The 18195-nt window shown below is 61.4% G+C and carries 18 protein-coding genes, 1 tRNA gene and 1 pseudogene; 12 read left to right on the top strand and 8 right to left on the bottom strand.

The genetic code is table 11. The features are described 5' to 3' along the window. Nucleotides 1-41: 41 nt before the first annotated feature. The 4 genes from JWR98_RS05035 to JWR98_RS05020 all read right to left on the bottom strand — a co-directional run bounded on the left by JWR98_RS05035 (nt 42) and on the right by JWR98_RS05020 (nt 4815). Nucleotides 42-446, bottom strand: coding sequence for an META domain-containing protein (locus JWR98_RS05035; RefSeq protein ID WP_078733674.1), 405 nt, complete (start codon nt 444-446; stop codon nt 42-44). After that, the gene (locus tag JWR98_RS05030; protein ID WP_078733673.1) at nt 443-883 is read right to left on the bottom strand and encodes a hypothetical protein; all 441 of its coding nucleotides are present in this window, start codon (nt 881-883) and stop codon (nt 443-445) included. The genes JWR98_RS05035 and JWR98_RS05030 overlap by 4 nt, the downstream gene beginning before the upstream one ends. Nucleotides 884-954: 71 nt before the next feature. Beyond that, a complete protein-coding gene (locus JWR98_RS05025) occupies nt 955-1944 on the bottom strand; it encodes a 2-hydroxyacid dehydrogenase (protein ID WP_078733672.1) in 990 nt (329 codons plus the stop codon). Nucleotides 1945-2061: 117 nt separating this feature from the next. Beyond that, on the bottom strand, nt 2062-4815 hold the full coding sequence (locus JWR98_RS05020; RefSeq protein ID WP_078733671.1) for a response regulator: 2754 nt from the start codon (nt 4813-4815) through the stop codon (nt 2062-2064). A gap of 205 nt (nt 4816-5020) precedes the next feature. Between JWR98_RS05020 and JWR98_RS05015 the strand changes: the two genes are divergently transcribed. Together JWR98_RS05015 and JWR98_RS05010 are read left to right on the top strand one after the other, a co-directional pair. Continuing rightward, nucleotides 5021-5749, top strand: a complete 729-nt coding sequence (locus tag JWR98_RS05015) for a response regulator transcription factor (RefSeq protein ID WP_078733670.1) — start codon at nt 5021-5023, stop codon at nt 5747-5749. Beyond that, nucleotides 5739-7106, top strand: coding sequence for a sensor histidine kinase (locus JWR98_RS05010; protein WP_205489406.1), 1368 nt, complete (start codon nt 5739-5741; stop codon nt 7104-7106). The genes JWR98_RS05015 and JWR98_RS05010 overlap by 11 nt, the downstream gene beginning before the upstream one ends. Before the next feature lie 3 nt (nt 7107-7109). On the opposite strand, the gene JWR98_RS05005 is transcribed toward JWR98_RS05010, so the two are convergent. Next, nucleotides 7110-7625 (bottom strand): DUF2062 domain-containing protein, encoded by a 516-nt coding sequence (locus JWR98_RS05005; protein WP_078733668.1) that lies wholly within the window; start codon nt 7623-7625, stop codon nt 7110-7112. 136 nt (nt 7626-7761) lie between these two features. Between JWR98_RS05005 and JWR98_RS05000 the strand changes: the two are divergent. The 8 genes and pseudogenes from JWR98_RS05000 (at nt 7762) to murB (ending at nt 14572) form a co-directional block, all read left to right on the top strand. Then, a pseudogene (locus tag JWR98_RS05000) lies at nt 7762-9986 on the top strand (DNA internalization-related competence protein ComEC/Rec2). A gap of 65 nt (nt 9987-10051) precedes the next feature. Further along, a complete protein-coding gene (locus JWR98_RS04995) occupies nt 10052-10687 on the top strand; it encodes a MotA/TolQ/ExbB proton channel family protein (RefSeq protein WP_042944912.1) in 636 nt (211 codons plus the stop codon). After that, nucleotides 10684-11112, top strand: a complete 429-nt coding sequence (locus JWR98_RS04990; protein ID WP_078733666.1) for an ExbD/TolR family protein — start codon at nt 10684-10686, stop codon at nt 11110-11112. Before JWR98_RS04995 ends, JWR98_RS04990 begins: the two co-directional genes overlap by 4 nt. After that, nucleotides 11112-12122: a tetraacyldisaccharide 4'-kinase gene (gene lpxK / locus JWR98_RS04985; protein ID WP_205489405.1), complete on the top strand. Its 1011-nt coding sequence runs from the start codon at nt 11112-11114 to the stop codon at nt 12120-12122. The genes JWR98_RS04990 and lpxK overlap by 1 nt, the downstream gene beginning before the upstream one ends. Before the next feature lie 23 nt (nt 12123-12145). Then, nucleotides 12146-12331: a Trm112 family protein gene (locus JWR98_RS04980; RefSeq protein ID WP_071551147.1), complete on the top strand. Its 186-nt coding sequence runs from the start codon at nt 12146-12148 to the stop codon at nt 12329-12331. Then, nucleotides 12328-13092 carry a 3-deoxy-manno-octulosonate cytidylyltransferase gene (gene kdsB, locus JWR98_RS04975; protein WP_078733664.1) on the top strand — a complete coding sequence of 255 codons (765 nt, stop codon included), beginning with the start codon at nt 12328-12330 and terminating at the stop codon, nt 13090-13092. Before JWR98_RS04980 ends, kdsB begins: the two co-directional genes overlap by 4 nt. After that, complete coding sequence (locus JWR98_RS04970) at nt 13092-13556, top strand: low molecular weight protein-tyrosine-phosphatase (RefSeq protein ID WP_003174666.1); 465 nt, start codon at nt 13092-13094, stop codon at nt 13554-13556. Before kdsB ends, JWR98_RS04970 begins: the two co-directional genes overlap by 1 nt. Beyond that, complete coding sequence (gene murB / locus JWR98_RS04965) at nt 13553-14572, top strand: UDP-N-acetylmuramate dehydrogenase (RefSeq protein WP_205489404.1); 1020 nt, start codon at nt 13553-13555, stop codon at nt 14570-14572. The genes JWR98_RS04970 and murB overlap by 4 nt, the downstream gene beginning before the upstream one ends. A gap of 81 nt (nt 14573-14653) precedes the next feature. Here murB and JWR98_RS04960 read toward each other — a convergent pair whose 3' ends face one another. Continuing rightward, the gene (locus JWR98_RS04960; protein WP_003174664.1) at nt 14654-15325 is read right to left on the bottom strand and encodes a Bax inhibitor-1/YccA family protein; all 672 of its coding nucleotides are present in this window, start codon (nt 15323-15325) and stop codon (nt 14654-14656) included. A 152-nt stretch (nt 15326-15477) separates the two neighbouring features. Between JWR98_RS04960 and JWR98_RS04955 the strand changes: the two genes are divergently transcribed. Together JWR98_RS04955 and JWR98_RS04950 are read left to right on the top strand one after the other, a co-directional pair. After that, nucleotides 15478-15568, top strand: a tRNA-Ser gene (locus JWR98_RS04955). 176 nt (nt 15569-15744) lie between these two features. After that, nucleotides 15745-16647: a LysR family transcriptional regulator gene (locus JWR98_RS04950; protein WP_205489403.1), complete on the top strand. Its 903-nt coding sequence runs from the start codon at nt 15745-15747 to the stop codon at nt 16645-16647. Between the two features lie 37 nt (nt 16648-16684). On the opposite strand, the gene JWR98_RS04945 is transcribed toward JWR98_RS04950, so the two are convergent. Both JWR98_RS04945 and JWR98_RS04940 read right to left on the bottom strand, forming a co-directional pair. Further along, nucleotides 16685-17626 carry a cupin domain-containing protein gene (locus tag JWR98_RS04945; RefSeq protein ID WP_078733645.1) on the bottom strand — a complete coding sequence of 314 codons (942 nt, stop codon included), beginning with the start codon at nt 17624-17626 and terminating at the stop codon, nt 16685-16687. Between the two features lie 201 nt (nt 17627-17827). Further along, nucleotides 17828-18106, bottom strand: coding sequence for a hypothetical protein (locus tag JWR98_RS04940; protein ID WP_205489402.1), 279 nt, complete (start codon nt 18104-18106; stop codon nt 17828-17830). Between the last annotated feature and the right edge of the window lie 89 nt (nt 18107-18195).

Below are 18195 nucleotides of genomic sequence, written 5' to 3'. Positions count from 1 at the left end.
CCTCCCACATTCAGATCTCACTCGACCACAGATTGGCGGTGTCAGCCTTCTTCAAGCCACAAGCGAATCGGCTTGCCCTCGGCCGGCCAGAAGCGCGTTTGCTCGATCGGCGAGATGTCCCAGCGTTGCACGCCTTGCAGGGCCTGGAAGAAGCGCTGTTCCTGCTCCATCAAGGCTTCGCCGCAGAGCTTGCGGGTGCTGCCCAACTTGCCGAAGCTGAGGGTGTTGCCGTCCAGGGTGTACGGCGCAAACCAGTGGTTGCAACCGCCATTGCCATAGGCGCGACCATCGGCGCCGAGCGTGACGGTCAGGTGCGCGTAATCCATCAAGGGCCGCTCACCGATCCATTCCACCACGTAGCTGTGATCCTGCTTGAGCTTGACCGCATCACCGGCGCAACCATTGAGGGCCGCACCGACGGCGGCGAGCAGCAGCAGGCGTTTCATTTCGCGGCCTTCTGGCATTTCGGGCAGCGGTGCTTGTCGCCTTCGCTGGCCCAGCCCAGTTCTTTGATACGCGCATTGGCGGCCGGTTGCAGGGGTTCTTTGGTCAGTTTGGTTTCCACCGCGAATTCAAATTCCAGCACCGCGTCGCAGCTGTCGCAGTTGACCTTCCAGGTGTGGATCTCCAGCTCGCCGAACTTCGGCCCCTGGGCCATGGCGACCCACTGGCCCGCCGGGCGTATGGAGTAGCGCGCGTCGCCTTCGACGGTCAGGCGCATCGACAGGGTTTTACTGCCGCGCAGGGTGACGATCAGTACGTCGCCATGCTTGATCGAGCCACCGTTGCCGGTGACCTGGTAACGGCCCGGCACCAGGGCGCGGCATTCGATCAGGGTGTGTTGCGGGCTCAGCAAGCTGAAGCGGAAATCGTGTTCGGCCATGGATCCTCCAAATAGGCGCGGCATCCTATCACGGGTGCCTGCTGATCATGAGCCTGGTATGTGACCGCTGATCATCCTTCGACGAGGTTCTGCGGCCGGCCATCGGCCCATGCGGCAATGTTGGCCAGCGTCGTGCCGGCGATCGCTGCCAGCGCCTCGCGGGTGAGGAACGCCTGGTGCGCGGTGATGATCACGTTGGGGAAGGTCAGCAGCCGCGCCAGCACGTCGTCCTGCAGGGGCAGGTCCGAGCGATCTTCGAAAAACAGCTGGGCTTCTTCCTCGTACACATCCAGCCCCAGGTAGCCGAGTTGGCCGTCCTTGAGTGCTTCGATCAACGCCGGGGTGTCCACCAGGCCGCCGCGGCCGGTGTTGATCAGCATTGCGCCGGGCTGCATCCGCGCCAGCGAACGGGCGTTGATCAAGTGCTTGCTGTCGGCGGTGAGCGGGCAATGCAGGCTGACGATCCGCGCCTCGGCCAGCAGCTCGGCCAGGCTGACATAGCATGCGCCCAGGGCTTGGACCTGTGGGTTGGGGAAGGGGTCGTAGGCCAGCAATGTGCAGCCGAAGCCGGCCATGATTTTGGCGAAGGTCGCGCCGATCTGGCCGGTGCCGACCACGCCGACGGTCTTGCCCACCAAGTCGAAACCGGTCAGGCCATGCAGGCTGAAGTCGCCATCGCGGGTGCGGTTGTAGGCGCGGTGCAGGCGACGGTTGAGGGCGAGGATCAGGGCCACCGCGTGTTCGGCCACGGCATGCGGTGAATAGGCAGGTACGCGCACGATGGTCAGTCCCAGGCGCTTGGCGGCAGCCAGGTCGACATGGTTATAACCGGCCGAGCGCAGGGCGATCAGCCGGGTGCCGCCCTGGGCCAGGTGTTCCAGCACGGGTGCGCTGAGGTCGTCGTTGATAAAGGCGCAGACCACTTCGTGGTGCTCGGCCAGGGCGACGGTGTCCAGGTTCAGCCGTGCGGGTTGGAATTGCAGCTCCAGGCCGGGCGGCAAGGGTTCGCCGAGGAAACTGTCGCGGTCGTAGGTCTGGCTGCTGAAAAGAATGACGCGCATCAAAAAAGCTCCCTGCAATGATTAGGTGAAGTCCCTTATGGCGCGGTTTTTTTTTGTGAGCGGGCTTGCCCCGCGCGAGGCCGGCTCGCTCACCACAAAAACCCGGTTTCATAGGTATCAGGCGCTGACCCGCGCCTCGCTGGCCAGCCGTGCGATCGCCATGTCCAGTTCGTCCAGGGCGTTCATGGCCTTGGCGTCGTTCTGCTTGAGCAGGGTTTCGGCGCGCTGGCAGGCGGCGCGCAGTTGCGGCACGCCGCAGTAACGGGTGGCGCCGTGCAAGCGGTGGACGCGTTCGATCAAGGCGTTGTTGTCATTGGCATCGCGCGCCACATGAATGGCCTGGCGGTCAGCCTCCAGCGAGGCCAGCAGCATGGCAAGCATGTCGGCGGCCAGGTCGGCCTTGCCCGCGGCCAGGCGCAGGCCCTCTTCGTGGTCCAGCACTGGCAGGTGCACCCCAGGGGCCAGGCCGTCGACTGAGCGCTCCGGCCCCTGATTGCGCAAGGCCAGCCCGGTCCATTTCAGCACCACCTGGGCCAGCTGACGCTCGCTGATGGGCTTGGTCAGGTAATCGTCCATGCCGCTTTGCAGCAAGGCGCGTTTTTCGTTGGCCATGGCGTGGGCGGTCAAGGCCACCACCGGCAATGGCGTGCCATGGCGCTCACTTTCCCATTGGCGGATCGCCTCGGTGCTCTGGCGACCGTCCATGCCGGGCATCTGCACGTCCATCAATACCAGGTCGTAGGTGTCCTGTTTCACGGCGTCGACCGCGGCGTAACCGCTTTCGACCGCATGCACCTTGGCCCCCATGTCTTCGAGCAAGGTCTGCACCAGCAACAGGTTCGCCGGGTTGTCGTCCACGCACAATACGCGAGGCGCACGGCTGGCCAGTGGTTCGCCCTGCTCACTGCGCGACGGGCGTGGGCTGATCAGGTCGGACAACGCCCGGCGCAGTTTGCGTGTGCACGCAGGTTTGGCCTGCAACTGGCTGTTGGGGTTGGGCACCGACTGGTTGAACAGCATCTGTTCGGTGGTGGGGCACAGCACCAGCACTTTGCAACCCAGGTGTTCCAAGTCCCAAAGGTGTTGGTTGAGGCGCTCAGGCGGTATGTCGTTGGCGGTCACGCCGAGTACCGCCAGGTCGATGGCCTGCTCGGTCTGATGGGCGCTGGTGATGCCGTTGGTGAGGTTTTCCAGGGTGTTGAACGGCGTGACTTCCAGGCCGCAGTCTTCCAGTTGATGTTGCAGGGCCTGGCGCGCCAGCTCATGGTTTTCCAGTACCGCCACGCGATGGCCGAGCAACGGCGCGCAAGGCAGGTCTTCGACGTCGTCGCGGGTCTTGGGCAGGTTCAGGCTGATCCAGAATTCCGAACCTTCGCCCGGTGTGCTGTCGACGCCGATTTCACCGCCCATCTGCTCGATCAGGCGCTTGGAGATCACCAGGCCCAGCCCCGTGCCGCCGGGCTGGCGGGACAACGAGTTGTCGGCCTGGCTGAACGCCTGGAACAAGGCGCGCACATCCTGGCTGGACAGGCCGATGCCGGTGTCCTGCACGCTGATGCGCAGTTGTACGTTGTCTTCCTGCTCGTCCTCGATCATCGCGCGGGCCACGATGGTGCCTTCGCGGGTGAACTTGATCGCATTGCTGATCAGGTTGGTGAGGATCTGCTTGAGGCGCAACGGGTCGCCCACCAGCGACAGCGGCGTGTCGCGGTAGACCAGGCTCACCAGTTCCAGCTGCTTGGCATGGGCGGCGGGGGCGAGGATGGTCAGGGTGTCTTGCAGCAAATCACGCAGGTTGAAGGGGATGCTGTCGAGCACCAGCTTGCCGGCCTCGATCTTCGAGAAGTCGAGGATTTCGTTGATGATGCCCAGCAGGTTGTCGGCGGATTTCTCGATGGTGCCCAGGTAGTCGAGCTGGCGCGGCGTCAGTTCGCTTTTTTGCAGCAGGTGGGTAAAACCGAGAATGCCGTTGAGCGGCGTGCGGATTTCGTGGCTCATGTTGGCCAGGAATTCCGACTTGATGCGGCTGGCCTCCAGGGCCTCCTTGCGCGCCAGGTCCAGTTCGATGTTCTGGATTTCGATGGTTTCCAGGTTCTGGCGCACGTCCTCCGTGGCCTGTTCAATACTGTGTTGCAGTTCTTCCTGGGCGTTTTGCAGGGTTTCGGCCATGCGGTTGATGCCCGAAGCGAGCTGGTCCAGCTCCTGGCTGCCCAAGGGTGGCAGCCGCGTTTCCAGGTTACCGTCCTTGAGCTGGGTCACGGCTTGCTTGATCTGCCCGATCGGTGCATTGATCGTGCGGCTGATGCGCAGCGCGAGGGCGGCGGTGCAGATCAGGCCAAGGGCAACCAGCAGCAGGCTGGCGAACAAACTGCGATAGCCGCGCAGCAGCATGCCGTTATGGGACAGCTCCACCTCGACCCAGCCCAGCAGGCGGTCCGCTTCATCGGGGATCACGTCGCCCGCCAGGTTGCGGTGACGGCCAAACACCGGCAGCAGGTAACGGGTGGCGTCGTTGCCGGTGCGTTGCAATAAATGCGAACTGTTGCCGACGGGCGGCTGGTTGAGCATGGTCGGGCCGGCATGGGCGAGGGGAGTGCGGTCCGGCGCGAGGAACGACACCGTGCGTACATCCGGCTGTTCCAGCGATTGCGTGGCGATGCGCTCCAGCAGTTCGGTGTTGCGCCCGCTCAGCGCCGGCGCAACCAGCGGCGCCAACTGCTCGGCGATCATTTCGCCGCGCTGCAGCAACTGGGCTTGCAGCTCAGAGAGCTGCATCCAGGTGAAATAGCCCCCCAACAACAGCGCCATCAGGCTGGTCGGCAATAAGGTCAGCAACAGTACGCGGCCTTTTATCCCCATTCTTCTAAGCACGCCACTCTCCTGCTACCACGCTGGTTTCAATAGTCTGCGCCGGCATCCGGCCCGCGCCACCTGCGCAGTGTAGCCATTTGCACGGGGTGGAATCTTGCAAATTAATGACATACCGCAATCTTCGGGCCATTGGGCGTCGGCTGGCGATTGCCTGCGGCGGGGTAATCTTGAATAATCAGCGATTGAGAATGACTTGCAGACGCTAATGAATCCCGCAGCAGTTAGCCTACCCAGTATCCTGACCATCGAAGATGACCCCGTGCTGGGCGCCTATGTCCATGAGCATCTGGGGCGTTGTGGCTTTCAAGTCACCTGGTGCCGGAACGGCCGGCAAGGCCTCCAAATGGCACGTGACCAGGCATTTGACGTGGTGTTGATGGATATCCTGCTACCGGGGCTGGATGGCTTGTCGATCCTGACCCATTTGCGCCAGAGCCATTCAATCCCGGTGATTCTGATGTCCGCCCTGGGCGCCGAAGCTGACCGCGTCAGTGGGTTTCGCCTGGGCGCCGATGACTACCTGCCCAAGCCCTTCAGTATGGTTGAACTGCGGGTGCGCATCGAGGCCATCCTGCGTCGGGTCGCGCTGGATCGTCGTCCGCTGCCCGCACGAGTCCCTGTGCGCGACGATGCACGGACTCTGCGGTTCGATGATGAGGTGTGCGACGTCTCTTTCCTGGGACGTTCGGCCGGCCTGACGCGCAGCGAATATCGTCTGCTCGAAACCCTGCATCGCAGTGCGGAGGAAGTCCTCAGCAAAGCCTTCCTGTACCAGCATGTGTTGCAACGCGGCTATGCCCCCCATGACCGCAGCCTGGACATGCATATCAGCCAGATCCGCCGCAAGCTCAAGGTCATCGGCTACAGCGAGCGTGAAGTGCGTACGGTGTGGGGCAAGGGCTACGTGCTGAGCGGACACGCCGATGGGTTTTGAGACTTCGCTGAAACGGTTGCCGGGCAAGCATTCGTTATTCTGGAAGCTGGCTTGCCTGTTGATCGCCTTCTGTTTGTTGATGATCTGGCTCAGTTGGTCCTGGGGCCGGTACATGGAGCAGAAGAATGCCTACCTGTCGGACGAGGCCCGGATCACCTTGAGTGGGTATGCCGTGAGTGCCGAGCAGGCCTGGAACAGTGGCGGTAGTGCCGGCGTCGATGCGTGGCTGCAGGCGATGGGCAAGCGCGAGAGCACCTGGATCGGCGTGATCGGCAATGACTTGCAATCGTTGAGCAGTTACCCGCTGACCGACGCAGAAAGCCAGCGCCTGACATTCCTGCGCGGCCTGGATTGGCCGGTCAGCCGTCATGTACAGGGCTTGCCGTGGTTGAAGATCCCGTTTGCGGCTGACCCCAGCGCTGGCTCGCTGGTGATCGAATTGCCGCAACGCTTTATGCCGGGGCGTTACCAGGTGCTCTGGCGGGTGCTGACCAACGGTGTGATCCCCGGCCTGTTCACCCTGTTGCTATGCATAGGCCTTTATCGGCTGTTGATCATGCCGCTCAATCAATTGCGCGAGCAGGCCAATGCCTGGCGCGCGGATCAGTTGAATACGCGTATGTCCCACGATGCCACCAGCCGCCAGGACGAGCTGGGCGAACTGGGGCGGGCCTTCGATCATATGTCCGAGCGCTTGCAGGGCACGGTGGTGCTGCAACAGCAGTTGCTGCGGGACATGTCCCATGAACTGCGCACACCGTTGAGCCGTCTGCGAGTGGCCTGCGACAGTGAGCAGAACCTGGCGCAACTGCGCGAACGGCTGGGGCGCGAGATTGATGCCATGCAGCGCCTGGTGGACGACAGCCTGCAACTGGCCTGGCTGGATGCCGAGCGGACGCCGCTGCCCAAGGAAGATATCCAGGTTCTGGCTCTTTGGGACATGCTGCGTGAGAACGCGTGCTTTGAAAGCGATTGGCCTGTATCGCGCCTGCCGTGTTTGTTGGGCGCGCAGTGTTGGGTGCGGGGCAATTTAAATGCCTTGGCCCAGGCCCTGGAAAATATCCTGCGCAACGCCATACGCCATTCCCCGCAGGACGGAGTGGTATGCCTCGATGGGCGGCTGGATGGCGAGTACTGGCACCTATGGCTGGAAGACCAGGGCGGGGGGATTGATGACGAAGATCTGGAGCGGATTTTCGCGCCGTTTACCCGGCTCGAAGGGTCCCGGCCAGGGGATGGTGGCTTTGGCCTTGGCCTGAGCATTGCGCGCAATGCCTTGCAGCGTCAGGACGGCAGCCTGTGGGCGGAAAATACCGGCCAGGGTTTGCGCGTCCATCTGCGTTTGCCGGCGCGCTAGGTTTCAACCGCGACGCTGCTTGCGTTTCTTCCACTGGTGCGCGACCCACCAGCGCCAGTAGCCCATGGTCAGGCAATAGGCCAGCGCGCCCAACACCAGTCCCAACACTACCGAACCCAGCAGGAACGGTTGCCACAGCGTACTCAATTGACCGCTGATCCATTCCCAGGTCAGGTCATCGGGCAGGCTGCGTGGCGGTACGTTCATCAACCAGGCGCCGGTCAAGTACGTGCACACGAACACCACTGGCATGGTGATCGGGTTGGTCAGCCACACCAGGCTGATGGCGATGGGCATATTGCCGCGCACGGTGATCGCCAGCACTGCCGCCAGCAGCATCTGCAACGGAATCGGGATAAACGCCGCGAACAAACCTACCGCCATGGCACGTGCCACTGAGTGTCGATTGAGGTGCCAGAGGTTCGGGTCATGCAGCAAGGTGCCAAGAAACTGTAATGACTTGTGTTCCCTGATACTGGTGGGGTCGGGCATGTACCGTTTGAATAAGCGCCGGGGCATAAGGGGTCCAGGTCAGTTCGAGGGGCAAGTATGCGCGCATTCTATAAACAGAAAATTCAGACTTTGTGACAAAACATCATCAGCGCCATCTTAGTCCCTGACTAAGACTGAGTGGATCACTTGAAAGGGATGATCCATGAAAACAGGGATGTTTGCGCTTGCGCTGGGGCTGCTCACTTTGGGGTTGCTGCCGGCGCTGCCGTCCACCGGCTGGCTGATAGCCCTGCTGGTACTGGCGCTGATGCTGTTGCCGTTTCGCACGTACCCGTTGGCGTTTTTCCTGCTGGGGCTGAGCTGGGCATGCGTCAGCGCGCAATGGGCGCTCGATGACCGCCTGGCACCGTCCCTCGACGGCCAGACGCGCTGGGTGGAAGGGCGTGTCAGTGGGCTACCGCAGCAAACCGGCGACGGTGTGCGTTTTGAACTGTCCGACAGCCGGTCGCGCAAGGCGCGGTTGCCCAAGCGTATCCGAGTGTCCTGGCATGGCGGGCCAACGGTGCGCAGCGGTGAGCGCTGGCGTTTGGCGATCACCCTCAAGCGGCCCTCCGGGTTGCTAAATTTCCATGGCTTTGATCGGGAAGCCTGGCTGCTGGCCCAGCGCATCGGCGCGACGGGCTCGGTGAAGGACGGTGAGCGTTTGACGCCGGCGCGCAATGCCTGGCGCGACAGCGTTCGCCAGCGGTTGATGGCGGTGGATGCGCAGGGCCGTGAGGCGGGCCTGGCCGCCCTGGTGCTGGGCGATGGTTCCGGATTGGCCTTCGATGACTGGCACGTATTGCAGGCCACCGGCACCGTGCACCTGCTGGTCATTTCCGGGCAGCACATCGGGCTGTTGGCGGGGTTGGTCTACGGGTTGGTCGCGCTGCTGGCACGGCATGGGTGCTGGCCTCGGACCTGGCCGTGGTTACCCTGGGCCTGTGGCCTGGCGTTTGCCGCCGCGCTGGGCTATGGCCTGCTGGCGGGGTTCGGTGTGCCGGTGCAGCGCGCCTGCGTGATGGTGGGGCTGGTGTTGGTGTGGCGTTTGCGTTTTCGTCATCTGGGGCTGTGGTGGCCGCTGCTGCTGGCGCTCAATGGGGTGCTTATGCTTGAGCCGTTGGCCAGTTTGCAGCCGGGGTTCTGGTTGTCGTTCGCGGCGGTCGCCGTGCTGGTCCTGGCGTTCGGCGGGCGCTTGGGCCCCTGGAGTGCCTGGCAGGCCTGGACCCGTCCCCAGTGGTTGATTGCGATTGGTCTGTTTCCCGTATTGCTGGTGTTGGGGTTGCCCGTCAGCATCAGTGCACCGCTGGCCAATCTGGTTGCGGTGCCGTGGATCAGCCTGGTGGTGTTACCGCTGGCATTGCTGGGGACGGCGTTGCTGTGGGTGCCGTTGCTGGGGGCGGGGATTGTGTGGCTGGCGGGTGGCGCGCTGGATGGGTTGTTCCAGGGATTGGCATGGCTCGCTGGGCACGTGCCGCCTGGATACCGGCCGAGGTGCCCTTGGGGTATTGGTGCGTGAGCCTGGCGGGCGCGATATTGTTGCTGTTGCCTAAAGGCGTGCCGTTTCGCCTGTTGGGCTGGCCGATGCTGCTGTTGGCGGTGTTTCCACCGCGCGAGCCGGTGCCCCATGGGCGGGTGGAGGTGGAGCAGCTGGATGTGGGGCAGGGCCAGGCGCTGATCCTGCGCACCCGCCATCATGCCTTGCTCTACGATGCGGGCCCGCGCTCGGGAGCGATTGATCTCGGCGCTCGGGTGGTGCTGCCGACGTTGAAGAAACTCGGGGTCGGGACGCTGGACATGATGTTGCTTAGCCATGCGGACGCCGATCATGCCGGTGGCGCTGCCGCTGTTGCTCGGGGGGTGTCGATCAAACGGGTGGTGGGTGGAGAAACGGAGGGGCTGCCGACCTTTCTCGCGACTCAGCCGTGTGTCAGCGGTGAGCGGTGGGTGTGGGACGGTGTGCAATTCGAATTGTGGCAATGGCCTGAAGCTATCACTGGCAACCCGAAATCCTGCGTATTGCAGGTGCAGGCCAATGGCGAGCGGCTGCTGCTCACCGGGGATATCGATCGCGCCGCCGAGCGGGCGTTTCTCGCCTCACCGCTGGCCGTGCGCACCGATTGGCTGCAAGCGCCGCACCATGGCAGCCACAGTTCCTCCTCCTGGCCCTTCGTGCAGCAACTGGCCCCGGCATCGGTGCTGATTTCCAGGGGCCGCGGCAATGCCTTCGGTCATCCTCACCCGCAAGTGCTGCAGCGCTACCAGGCGCTGGGCAGCCGCGTTTACGACAGCGCCGAACAGGGAGCCATTCGCCTGCAGCTGGGCGCGTTTGCACCCCCAATCGTTGCGCGCAGTCAACGGCGTTTCTGGCGCGAGCGGTTACCCTAGGCCGACGAACCCCGCTGCCGAACCTATATGGTAAAGTGGCGCACTTTTTCGAGGGGACATTCACTGTGTGGGAATTGGTCAAATCCGGTGGCTGGATGATGTTGCCGATCATCTTGAGCTCCATCGCCGCACTCGGCATTGTTGCCGAACGCCTGTGGACGTTGCGCGCCAGTCGTGTCACCCCCGAGCATCTGCTGGGGCAGGTCTGGGGCTGGATCAAGAACAAGCAGCTGGACAAGGAAAAACTCAAGGCCCTGCGCGCCGACTCGCCGCTGGGTGAAATCCTTGCCGCGGGCCTGGCCAACTCCAAGCATGGTCGCGAGATCATGAAAGAGTGCATCGAAGAGGCCGCCGCCCGGGTTATCCATGAACTGGAACGCTACATCAATGCCCTCGGCACCATCGCCGCCATGGCCCCGCTGCTCGGTTTGCTGGGGACGGTGCTGGGCATGATCGATATCTTCAGCTCGTTCATGGGCTCGGGCATGAGCACCAACGCCGCGGTGCTGGCGGGTGGTATCTCCAAGGCGCTGATCACCACGGCGGCGGGCCTGATGGTGGGTATTCCTTCGGTGTTCTTCCACCGTTTCCTGCAGCGGCGCATCGATGAACTGGTGGTCGGCATGGAGCAGGAAGCCATCAAGCTGGTGGAAGTGGTGCAGGGCGACCGTGATGTGGACCTGGTCGGGGGCAACGCGTGAAATTTCGCCGCAAGCAACGGGAAAATGTCGATATCAACCTGGCGTCGCTGATCGACGTGGTGTTTATCCTGCTGCTGTTTTTTGTCGTCACCACCACCTTCACCCGGCAGACCGAACTGCGTGTCGACCTGCCGGAAGCGGTGAGCGGTTCGCCGGCCGAAGACCAGGAGGTCAAGCAGATTGACATCGCCATCAGCGCCGACGGTGTGTTCTCGGTGAATAATCAGGTACTGGAGAAAAACGACCTCGCCAGCCTGATGGTTGCCCTGGAGAAAGAGTCCGGCGGCGATACCAAGATGCCGCTGTCCATCAGTGCCGATGGCAAAACCCAGCACCAGGCCGTGATCACCGCGATGGACGCGGCCGGCAAGCTGGGCTTCAGCCACTTGCGCATGAGCACGGTCGAGGCGGCGAGCCCACCCTGATGGCCATGTCCGATCGTTTGCTCAAGGCCTGGTACGAGGGCCATCCTGCACTTGCGCTGTTGCGGCCGCTGGAGTCCCTGTATCGCCGCGTTGTGGCGCGCAAACGTGCGCGATTCGTGGCGGGCGAGGGCAATATTTATCAGTCGCCGGTGCCGGTGGTGGTGGTCGGCAATATCACCGTCGGCGGCACCGGCAAGACGCCGCTGATCCTGTGGTTGATCGAACACTGCCGGCGCACGGGCTTGCGCGTCGGCGTGGTCAGCCGGGGCTATGGCGCCAAGCCGCCGCAGTTGCCGTGGCGTGTCGAAGCCAGCCATAGCGCCGAGGTGGCGGGGGATGAACCTCTGCTGATCGTGCAGCGTTGCGGCGTGCCTCTGATGATCGACCCCGACCGCAGCCGCGCGGTCAAGGCGCTGCTGGCCAGCGAACCGCTCGACCTGATCCTTTCCGATGACGGCCTGCAGCACTACCGTCTGGCTCGCGATCTGGAGTTGGTGCTGATCGATGCCGCCCGTGGCCTGGGCAACCGCCGTTGCCTGCCGGCCGGGCCATTGCGCGAGCCGGTGGAGCGTTTGCAGAGTGTGGATGCGCTGCTTTATAACGGCGCCGGCTCAGATCGCGACGATGGTTTTGCCTTTCGCCTGCAGCCCAGCGCGCTGATCAACCTGCAGACCGGCGAGCGCCGCTGCGTCGAGCACTTCGCTCCGGGCCAGCGGGTGCATGCGGTCGCCGGCATCGGTAATCCGCAACGTTTCTTCAACACCCTTGAAACGCTACACTGGCAACCCATACCCCATGCGTTTGCCGACCATGCGCCCTACAGCGCCGAGGTCTTGAATTTTACGCCGTCGTTGCCACTGGTCATGACTGAAAAGGACGCGGTGAAGTGCCGCGCCTTTGCCCGGCCCGACTGGTGGTACCTTGCGGTGGATGCGCTGCCGTCGCCGGCGTTCGTCGCCTGGTTCGACACGCAACTGATGCGCCTGCTGCCCGACCGACTCTTGCCTTAAACGCTTCTTTCCAGGAAACCCTCATGGACACCAAACTGCTCGACATCCTCGCTTGCCCGATCTGCAAAGGCCCGCTCAAGCTCAGCGCCGACAAGACCGAGCTGATCAGCAAAGGCGCCGGCCTGGCGTATCCGATCCGTGACGGCATCCCGGTGATGCTCGAAAGCGAAGCCCGCACCCTGACCGCCGATGAGCGCCTGGATAAATGACCACAGCCTTTACCGTTGTCATTCCCTCGCGCTATGCGTCGACCCGTCTGCCGGGCAAGCCGCTGCAACTGATCGGCACCAAGCCGATGATCCAGCTGGTGTGGGAACAGGCCTGCAAAAGCAGCGCCGAGCGCGTGGTGGTAGCCACCGATGACCCGCGCATCATCGAAGCCTGCAAAGGTTTCGGCGCTGAGGCGGTACTGACCCGTGAAGACCATAACTCCGGCACCGACCGCCTGGCCGAAGTGGCCGCGCAACTTGGCCTGGCGGCCGACGCCATCGTGGTCAACGTGCAAGGTGACGAACCGCTGATTCCGCCGAGCGTGATCGATCAGGTGGCCGCCAACCTGGCCGCCCATGACGAGGCGCGCATGGCGACCCTGGCTGAGCCGATTGAAGACATTGAAACGCTGTTCAACCCGAACGTGGTGAAAGTGGTCAGCGACGTCAACGGCCTGGCCCTGACTTTCAGTCGTTCGACCCTGCCGTGGGCACGTGACGCCTTCGCCCGCAACCGCGACCTGCTGCCGGAAGGCGTGCCGTATCGCCGCCATATCGGCATCTACGCCTATCGCGCCGGTTTCTTGCATGACTTCGTCAACTGGGGCCCGTGCTGGCTGGAAAACACCGAATCGCTGGAGCAACTGCGGGCCTTGTGGCATGGCGTGCGCATCCACGTGGCGGATGCCCTGGAAGCACCGCCGGCCGGTGTCGACACCCAGGAAGACCTCGACCGCGTTCGTCGTCTGCTGGGGGCCTGATGGAGGTCCTGTTCGTCTGCCTGGGCAATATCTGCCGCTCGCCCACCGCCGAAGGCGTACTGCGCCATAAACTGCGCGAAGCGGGGTTGGCCGGTCAGGTCGAGGTGGCTTCGGCCGGCACCGGCGAATGGCATATCGGTAACCCGCCTGACCAGCGCAGCCAACGTGCGGCGCTGGTGCGCGGTTACGATTTGTCGGCGCAACGTGCGCAGCAGGTCTCCCGCGCCGATTTTGCGCGCTATGACCTGATCCTCGCCATGGACCACAGCAACCTGCGCAACCTCAAGGCGCTGCAGCCGGGGCAGGGCAAGGCTGAGCTGGACCTGTTCCTGCGCCGGTATGACGCCGAAGTGGACGAAGTACCGGATCCTTACTACGAAGGCGAACAAGGTTTCGAACGCGTTCTGGACCTGATCGAACGGGCCTGTGATTTATTGGTGATCGAATTGAAGGGGCGGTTATGACCTTGCAAGTGCTTGCGCAGGTATCGCTCAAGCCATTCAACAGTTTTGGCATTGATGTGCGCGCCCGGTTGTTCGCCGAGGCCCACAGCGATGCTGATGTGCGCGAAGCCTTGGCCTATGCCGAGGCGCAGGCGCTGCCGCTGCTGGTCATTGGCGGTGGGAGCAATCTGCTACTGACCCAGGACATTTCAGCGCTGGTCTTGCGGATGGCCACCCAAGGCATCCGTGTGCTGCACGATGATGGCATGCAGGTGGTGGTCGAAGCCGAAGCCGGCGAGGCCTGGCACCCGTTTGTACTGTGGACCCTGGCGCAGGGTTTTTGCGGCCTGGAAAACCTCAGCCTGATCCCCGGCACCGTCGGCGCGGCTCCGATGCAGAACATCGGCGCCTATGGCGTGGAGATCAAGGATGTATTCGCCGGTCTCACCGCCCTGGACCGCCATACCGGTGAGTTGCGCGACTTCACGCTGCACGAATGCAACTTCGCCTACCGTGACAGCCTGTTCAAGCACGAAACCGGGCGCTGGCTGATCCTGCGGGTGCGCTTTGCCCTGAGCCGCAGCCGCCACCTCACGCTCGACTATGGCCCGGTGCAACAGCGTCTGGCGGGGCAGGGGATCACTGACGCGACGCCGAGCGATGTCAGCCGCGCAATCTGTAGCATCCGCAGCGAAAAACTGCCGGACCCGGCCGTGCTGGGCAATGCCGGCAGCTTCTTCAAGAACCCGTTGGTACCCAAAGCCTTGGCCGAGGAACTGCAGGCGCAGTACCCGGACCTGGTGGCCTACCCCCAGGCAGAGGGGCAGATGAAGCTCGCGGCCGGCTGGCTGATCGACAAGGCCGGCTGGAAGGGCTTTCGTGACGGTGACGCGGGTGTGCACACGTTGCAGGCGCTGGTGCTGGTCAACTATGGCAACGCCACGGGGCACGACATTGCCCACTTGGCCGAACGCATCCAGCAGGACATCCGCCAACGTTTCAAGGTCGAGCTGGAAATGGAACCCAACCGGTACTGACAGCCTGGCTCTTGATGTTCTTGATAAGAAAAAAAATGCCCCGCATCTTTCGATACGGGGCATTTTTTATGCGGCTGGCAATCAGTCGTCGCGGCTCATGATGCCGAAGATCTGCAACAGGCTGATAAACAGGTTGTAGATCGACACATACAGACTGACGGTTGCCATGATGTAGTTGCGCTCGCCGCCGTGGATGATGGCGCTGGTCTGGAACAGGATGCACACCGAGGAGAACAGCACAAAACCTGCGCTGATCGCCAGTTGCAGACCGCTGATCTGGAAGAACATGCCTGCAACCACCGCCGCCAGCAACACGAAGAAACCTGCGGTGATGAAGCCGCCCAGGAAGCTCATGTCCTTACGGGTGATCAGCACATAGGCCGACAGGCCGCCGAACACCAGGGCCGTCATGGCAAACGCCGAACTGACCACCTCCGCACCGCCGGCCATGCCGAGGTAACGGTTGAGGATCGGGCCGAGGATAAAGCCCATGAAACCGGTCAAGGCAAACGCCGACACCAGGCCCCAGGCCGAGTCGCGCAACTTGTTGGTCAGGAAGAACAGACCATAGAAGCCGATCAGCACGACAAAGATATTCGGATAGCCGACGCGCATCTGCTGCGCCACGAACGCCATTACACCGCTGAAGGCGAGGGTAAGGGCGAGCAAGCCATAGGTGTTGCGCAACACGCGGCTGACTTCAAGCTGCTCAGCCTGCGCGTTGCCATTCACTGCGTAATTCTGTTCGCGCATGGCGACACTCCTTCGGTTTTGAAACGTTCAGTCGCAAAGATCATAACAGACGCTCTGTAACAAGCTATGGCGAGAGTTTGACAGTGTGTTTCATTCGGGTATTATGGCGCCCGCTGAGACAGGATGGCCTACTATAATCCTGTGACGCAAAAGGGAAATTGGCAGAGTGGTTGAATGCACCGGTCTTGAAAACCGGCGAACGTTAATAGCGTTCCCAGGGTTCGAATCCCTGGTTTCCCGCCAAGATTCAAACAAAAGCCCCGCTATGCGGGGCTTTTGTGTTTCTGGCATTCTTCTACGCTTGTCGTTGAGCGCCAGGTAGTCTGCGCATCATTTCCGGCGGTTTGCGCAACTCTTAATCAGGGCTCAAATGCCCCGAATAGCCGGGCTGGCGACACCAGCAAACCAGAGAGGCGCACTTGGACTACCTAGCAGCACTGACCGCTTTCGTAGAGTCTGCCAATGAGAACAGCTTCTCCAAAGCCGCAGGGCGTTTGGGAATCAAAGCTTCTACGGTCTCGCGTTATATCAAAGACCTGGAGCAAGATCTCGGCATTGCACTGTTCAATCGATCAACCCGAAAACTCGCATTGACGGAGGGTGGGCAAACGTTCTTGTACCATGCCCGAAAAGTCCTCTTTGAATTGTCAGAAGCCAGGGCGGCAACGTCCGCCCTCAATCAGAATCCCCGAGGGAGGTTGAAGGTTAGTCTTCCTCCTGCGTTTGCACGTCATCATATCCTTCCTCTGGTAGGCGAGTTTATCGAGCGTTATCCAGACATCACACTGGATCTCAGCCTTGAGGAGTCACAAGTCGATCTGATCGCCACTGGAATCGATCTTGCGATTCGAATTGGCAGGTTGACCAACTCCAATCTCAAGGCGAGAAAGCTGGCGCAGGTGAAGACTTTCCTATGTGTGAGTCCCGAGTTTGCCACTCGTTATCCTCCACCGGATTGCCCTGATCAACTGCCCGCAGACCTGATGATCATCGGGCGTGAGTGCCCCGAGAGGTTGATATGGGCCAACAACGACGAGCAGGTTTCGTTGCCCGTTGGTGCTGTACTTTGGATAAATGACCTTGACGCTCAGCTAATTGCGGTGAGCCGCGGGTTGGGCATGGCATTGCTCCCGGATTGGCTTGCCAGCGCCAGTTTGCGCGATGGCCGACTGGTGCGCTGGCTGCCTGATTGGGAGGTCAAGGGCTCACAGGAATCTGGCGCCGTCTGGTTTGTATATCCCCCGAAGCGCATCGTTTCCTCGAAGGTGCGATGCTTCATCGATTTCATTGCCGATCGCGTGGTCAACCCGCCTGCGTGGTGATGGTTCCCGGTATGAGCTAGCCATGCCGGGCGTCCATTTAGCTGAACCGAATATCCAGTGATCGCAGATATGTCTGTAGACCTGCATCCTGAATCGGGATCAGAAATGCCTCGCGATCCGACTCGTTGAAGTGGGCGTGCCAATAGCCAGGTGGTGTGACAAACGCCAGCCCTGGCGTCCAATCTACGCGTTCTGGATGACGAATATGGCCATTTTCGTCCAGTTCAGTCCCGACAAGCGAATAGCACCCGGTTGGGCAGTCAATGATGAAGTCCAGGGCGATGGATTGGTGCCGGTGGGGTTTTTGGATCGAGCCAGCGGGGAGGATGCCGTACATAGCCCACAGCACATGGGTCACTGTGCGTGTCTGGGGGAAGTTGCTGTTACCCAGCAGAATGCTGATGCGGCTGCGATCCTGTGCACGTGGGTCATCAGCGGCTTCACGAAGCTTTGCCGATGCGACATCCGCAGGGTACAGCGTCGGGGTGAAGCGGTCTTCACTTCTGCTCACGCCTAAGTAGCGAAGAAGAGGCTCATCATGTACCCAGTAGAATCGTGCGTCCGCCGACGCCTTCAGGGTTGTGCTGTTCATCCCTGGCAGGGCGATAAAACAACCTTTGGTCCATTCAAACGCCTCTTCACCGTACGAAAGGCTGCCGCTACCATCGATTACATACAGAACCTGTGAGGTCGCGTTGGGCGCTAATGTGACGTCATCGCCGGCGTTCAGTCGAATGAAACTAGCGCAAAGACCTGGGCCGGTTGCTGGGCCTTCACACTGTAGTTTTTCGCTCAAGTCGAGAGCAACTGTTCGAGACGGGCCTGAATCATAGAGCGAAGCGGGGAAGCTCTGGTACGGAATGCGGGTGATCAAGTTCGCGCTGATCGGGTTTGCCGCTTTGCTGTACTCGAAGTATTCGGCATCGATCTCATGTGCAGATACTGTCAGGTTTGAATGCGGTTGAATTGTACTGTTCATAATGACGTCTCGTTTTGGGGTCTCATCATCAGCACGCTGCGTGAGCCAGCATGCCACGGTGGATTCAATATACGAGTCTGGTAGGGCGCTATGAAGAACCGCACCGGCACATCACTTATGTGTAAAGGGGTATTGATCCCCTCCCGCTTTTGGCTTTTAAAGGTTGGGGTCAGTGTGATGCGCAAGGCCCTATGTAAGATCTTATGGCAGCTCGGCGGTCGTTGGTTTGGGGGCGCTTTTAAAGTGCGAGGTACGCACGTATCTTCCCAGCATCCATATGCCAACAGAAATACCCGCCATCACAATGCAAACAATCCAGGTTCCCAATACCTGCCCAAAGCTGTAAGGGGTCAAATAAACTAAAAATACGAGCACCGTAGATTCGATGACCGTTTTTACGACGTAGGCCCATAACAAAATGGATATTGCATAGAAGGGTATTGAGGCAAAAAAGCGTAGTGAATAAATTACTTTATTCATCAGCGTTTACTTCCCTGATGGCTGATTTGGAACATCTATGTTAAGGGCTTCTCGCTCTATGTCCAGCACCGCGACACCTATACACAAGC

It is taken from the genome of Pseudomonas lactucae, assembly GCF_016937615.1.
Taxonomy (GTDB): Bacteria; Pseudomonadota; Gammaproteobacteria; order Pseudomonadales; family Pseudomonadaceae; genus Aquipseudomonas; species Aquipseudomonas lactucae.
The sequence above is the reverse complement of the archived record's forward strand: the minus strand, read 5'-3'. Positions and strand labels throughout refer to the sequence as shown.

What these genes read in the sequence shown, in the direction of transcription:
- JWR98_RS04960 (WP_003174664.1), bottom strand. Translation starts at nt 15,325, where the DNA reads ATGCGCGAACAGAATTACGCAGTGAATGGCAACGCGCAGGCTGAGCAG.
- JWR98_RS05025 (WP_078733672.1), bottom strand. Translation starts at nt 1,944, where the DNA reads ATGCGCGTCATTCTTTTCAGCAGCCAGACCTACGACCGCGACAGTTTC.
- JWR98_RS04940 (WP_205489402.1), bottom strand. Translation starts at nt 18,106, where the DNA reads ATGAATAAAGTAATTTATTCACTACGCTTTTTTGCCTCAATACCCTTC.
- JWR98_RS05005 (WP_078733668.1), bottom strand. Translation starts at nt 7,625, where the DNA reads ATGCCCCGGCGCTTATTCAAACGGTACATGCCCGACCCCACCAGTATC.
- JWR98_RS05010 (WP_205489406.1), top strand. Translation starts at nt 5,739, where the DNA reads ATGGGTTTTGAGACTTCGCTGAAACGGTTGCCGGGCAAGCATTCGTTA.
- JWR98_RS05030 (WP_078733673.1), bottom strand. Translation starts at nt 883, where the DNA reads ATGGCCGAACACGATTTCCGCTTCAGCTTGCTGAGCCCGCAACACACC.
- JWR98_RS04945 (WP_078733645.1), bottom strand. Translation starts at nt 17,626, where the DNA reads ATGAACAGTACAATTCAACCGCATTCAAACCTGACAGTATCTGCACAT.
- JWR98_RS04970 (WP_003174666.1), top strand. Translation starts at nt 13,092, where the DNA reads ATGGAGGTCCTGTTCGTCTGCCTGGGCAATATCTGCCGCTCGCCCACC.
- JWR98_RS04980 (WP_071551147.1), top strand. Translation starts at nt 12,146, where the DNA reads ATGGACACCAAACTGCTCGACATCCTCGCTTGCCCGATCTGCAAAGGC.
- JWR98_RS05035 (WP_078733674.1), bottom strand. Translation starts at nt 446, where the DNA reads ATGAAACGCCTGCTGCTGCTCGCCGCCGTCGGTGCGGCCCTCAATGGT.
- murB (WP_205489404.1), top strand. Translation starts at nt 13,553, where the DNA reads ATGACCTTGCAAGTGCTTGCGCAGGTATCGCTCAAGCCATTCAACAGT.
- JWR98_RS05015 (WP_078733670.1), top strand. Translation starts at nt 5,021, where the DNA reads ATGAATCCCGCAGCAGTTAGCCTACCCAGTATCCTGACCATCGAAGAT.
- lpxK (WP_205489405.1), top strand. Translation starts at nt 11,112, where the DNA reads ATGGCCATGTCCGATCGTTTGCTCAAGGCCTGGTACGAGGGCCATCCT.
- kdsB (WP_078733664.1), top strand. Translation starts at nt 12,328, where the DNA reads ATGACCACAGCCTTTACCGTTGTCATTCCCTCGCGCTATGCGTCGACC.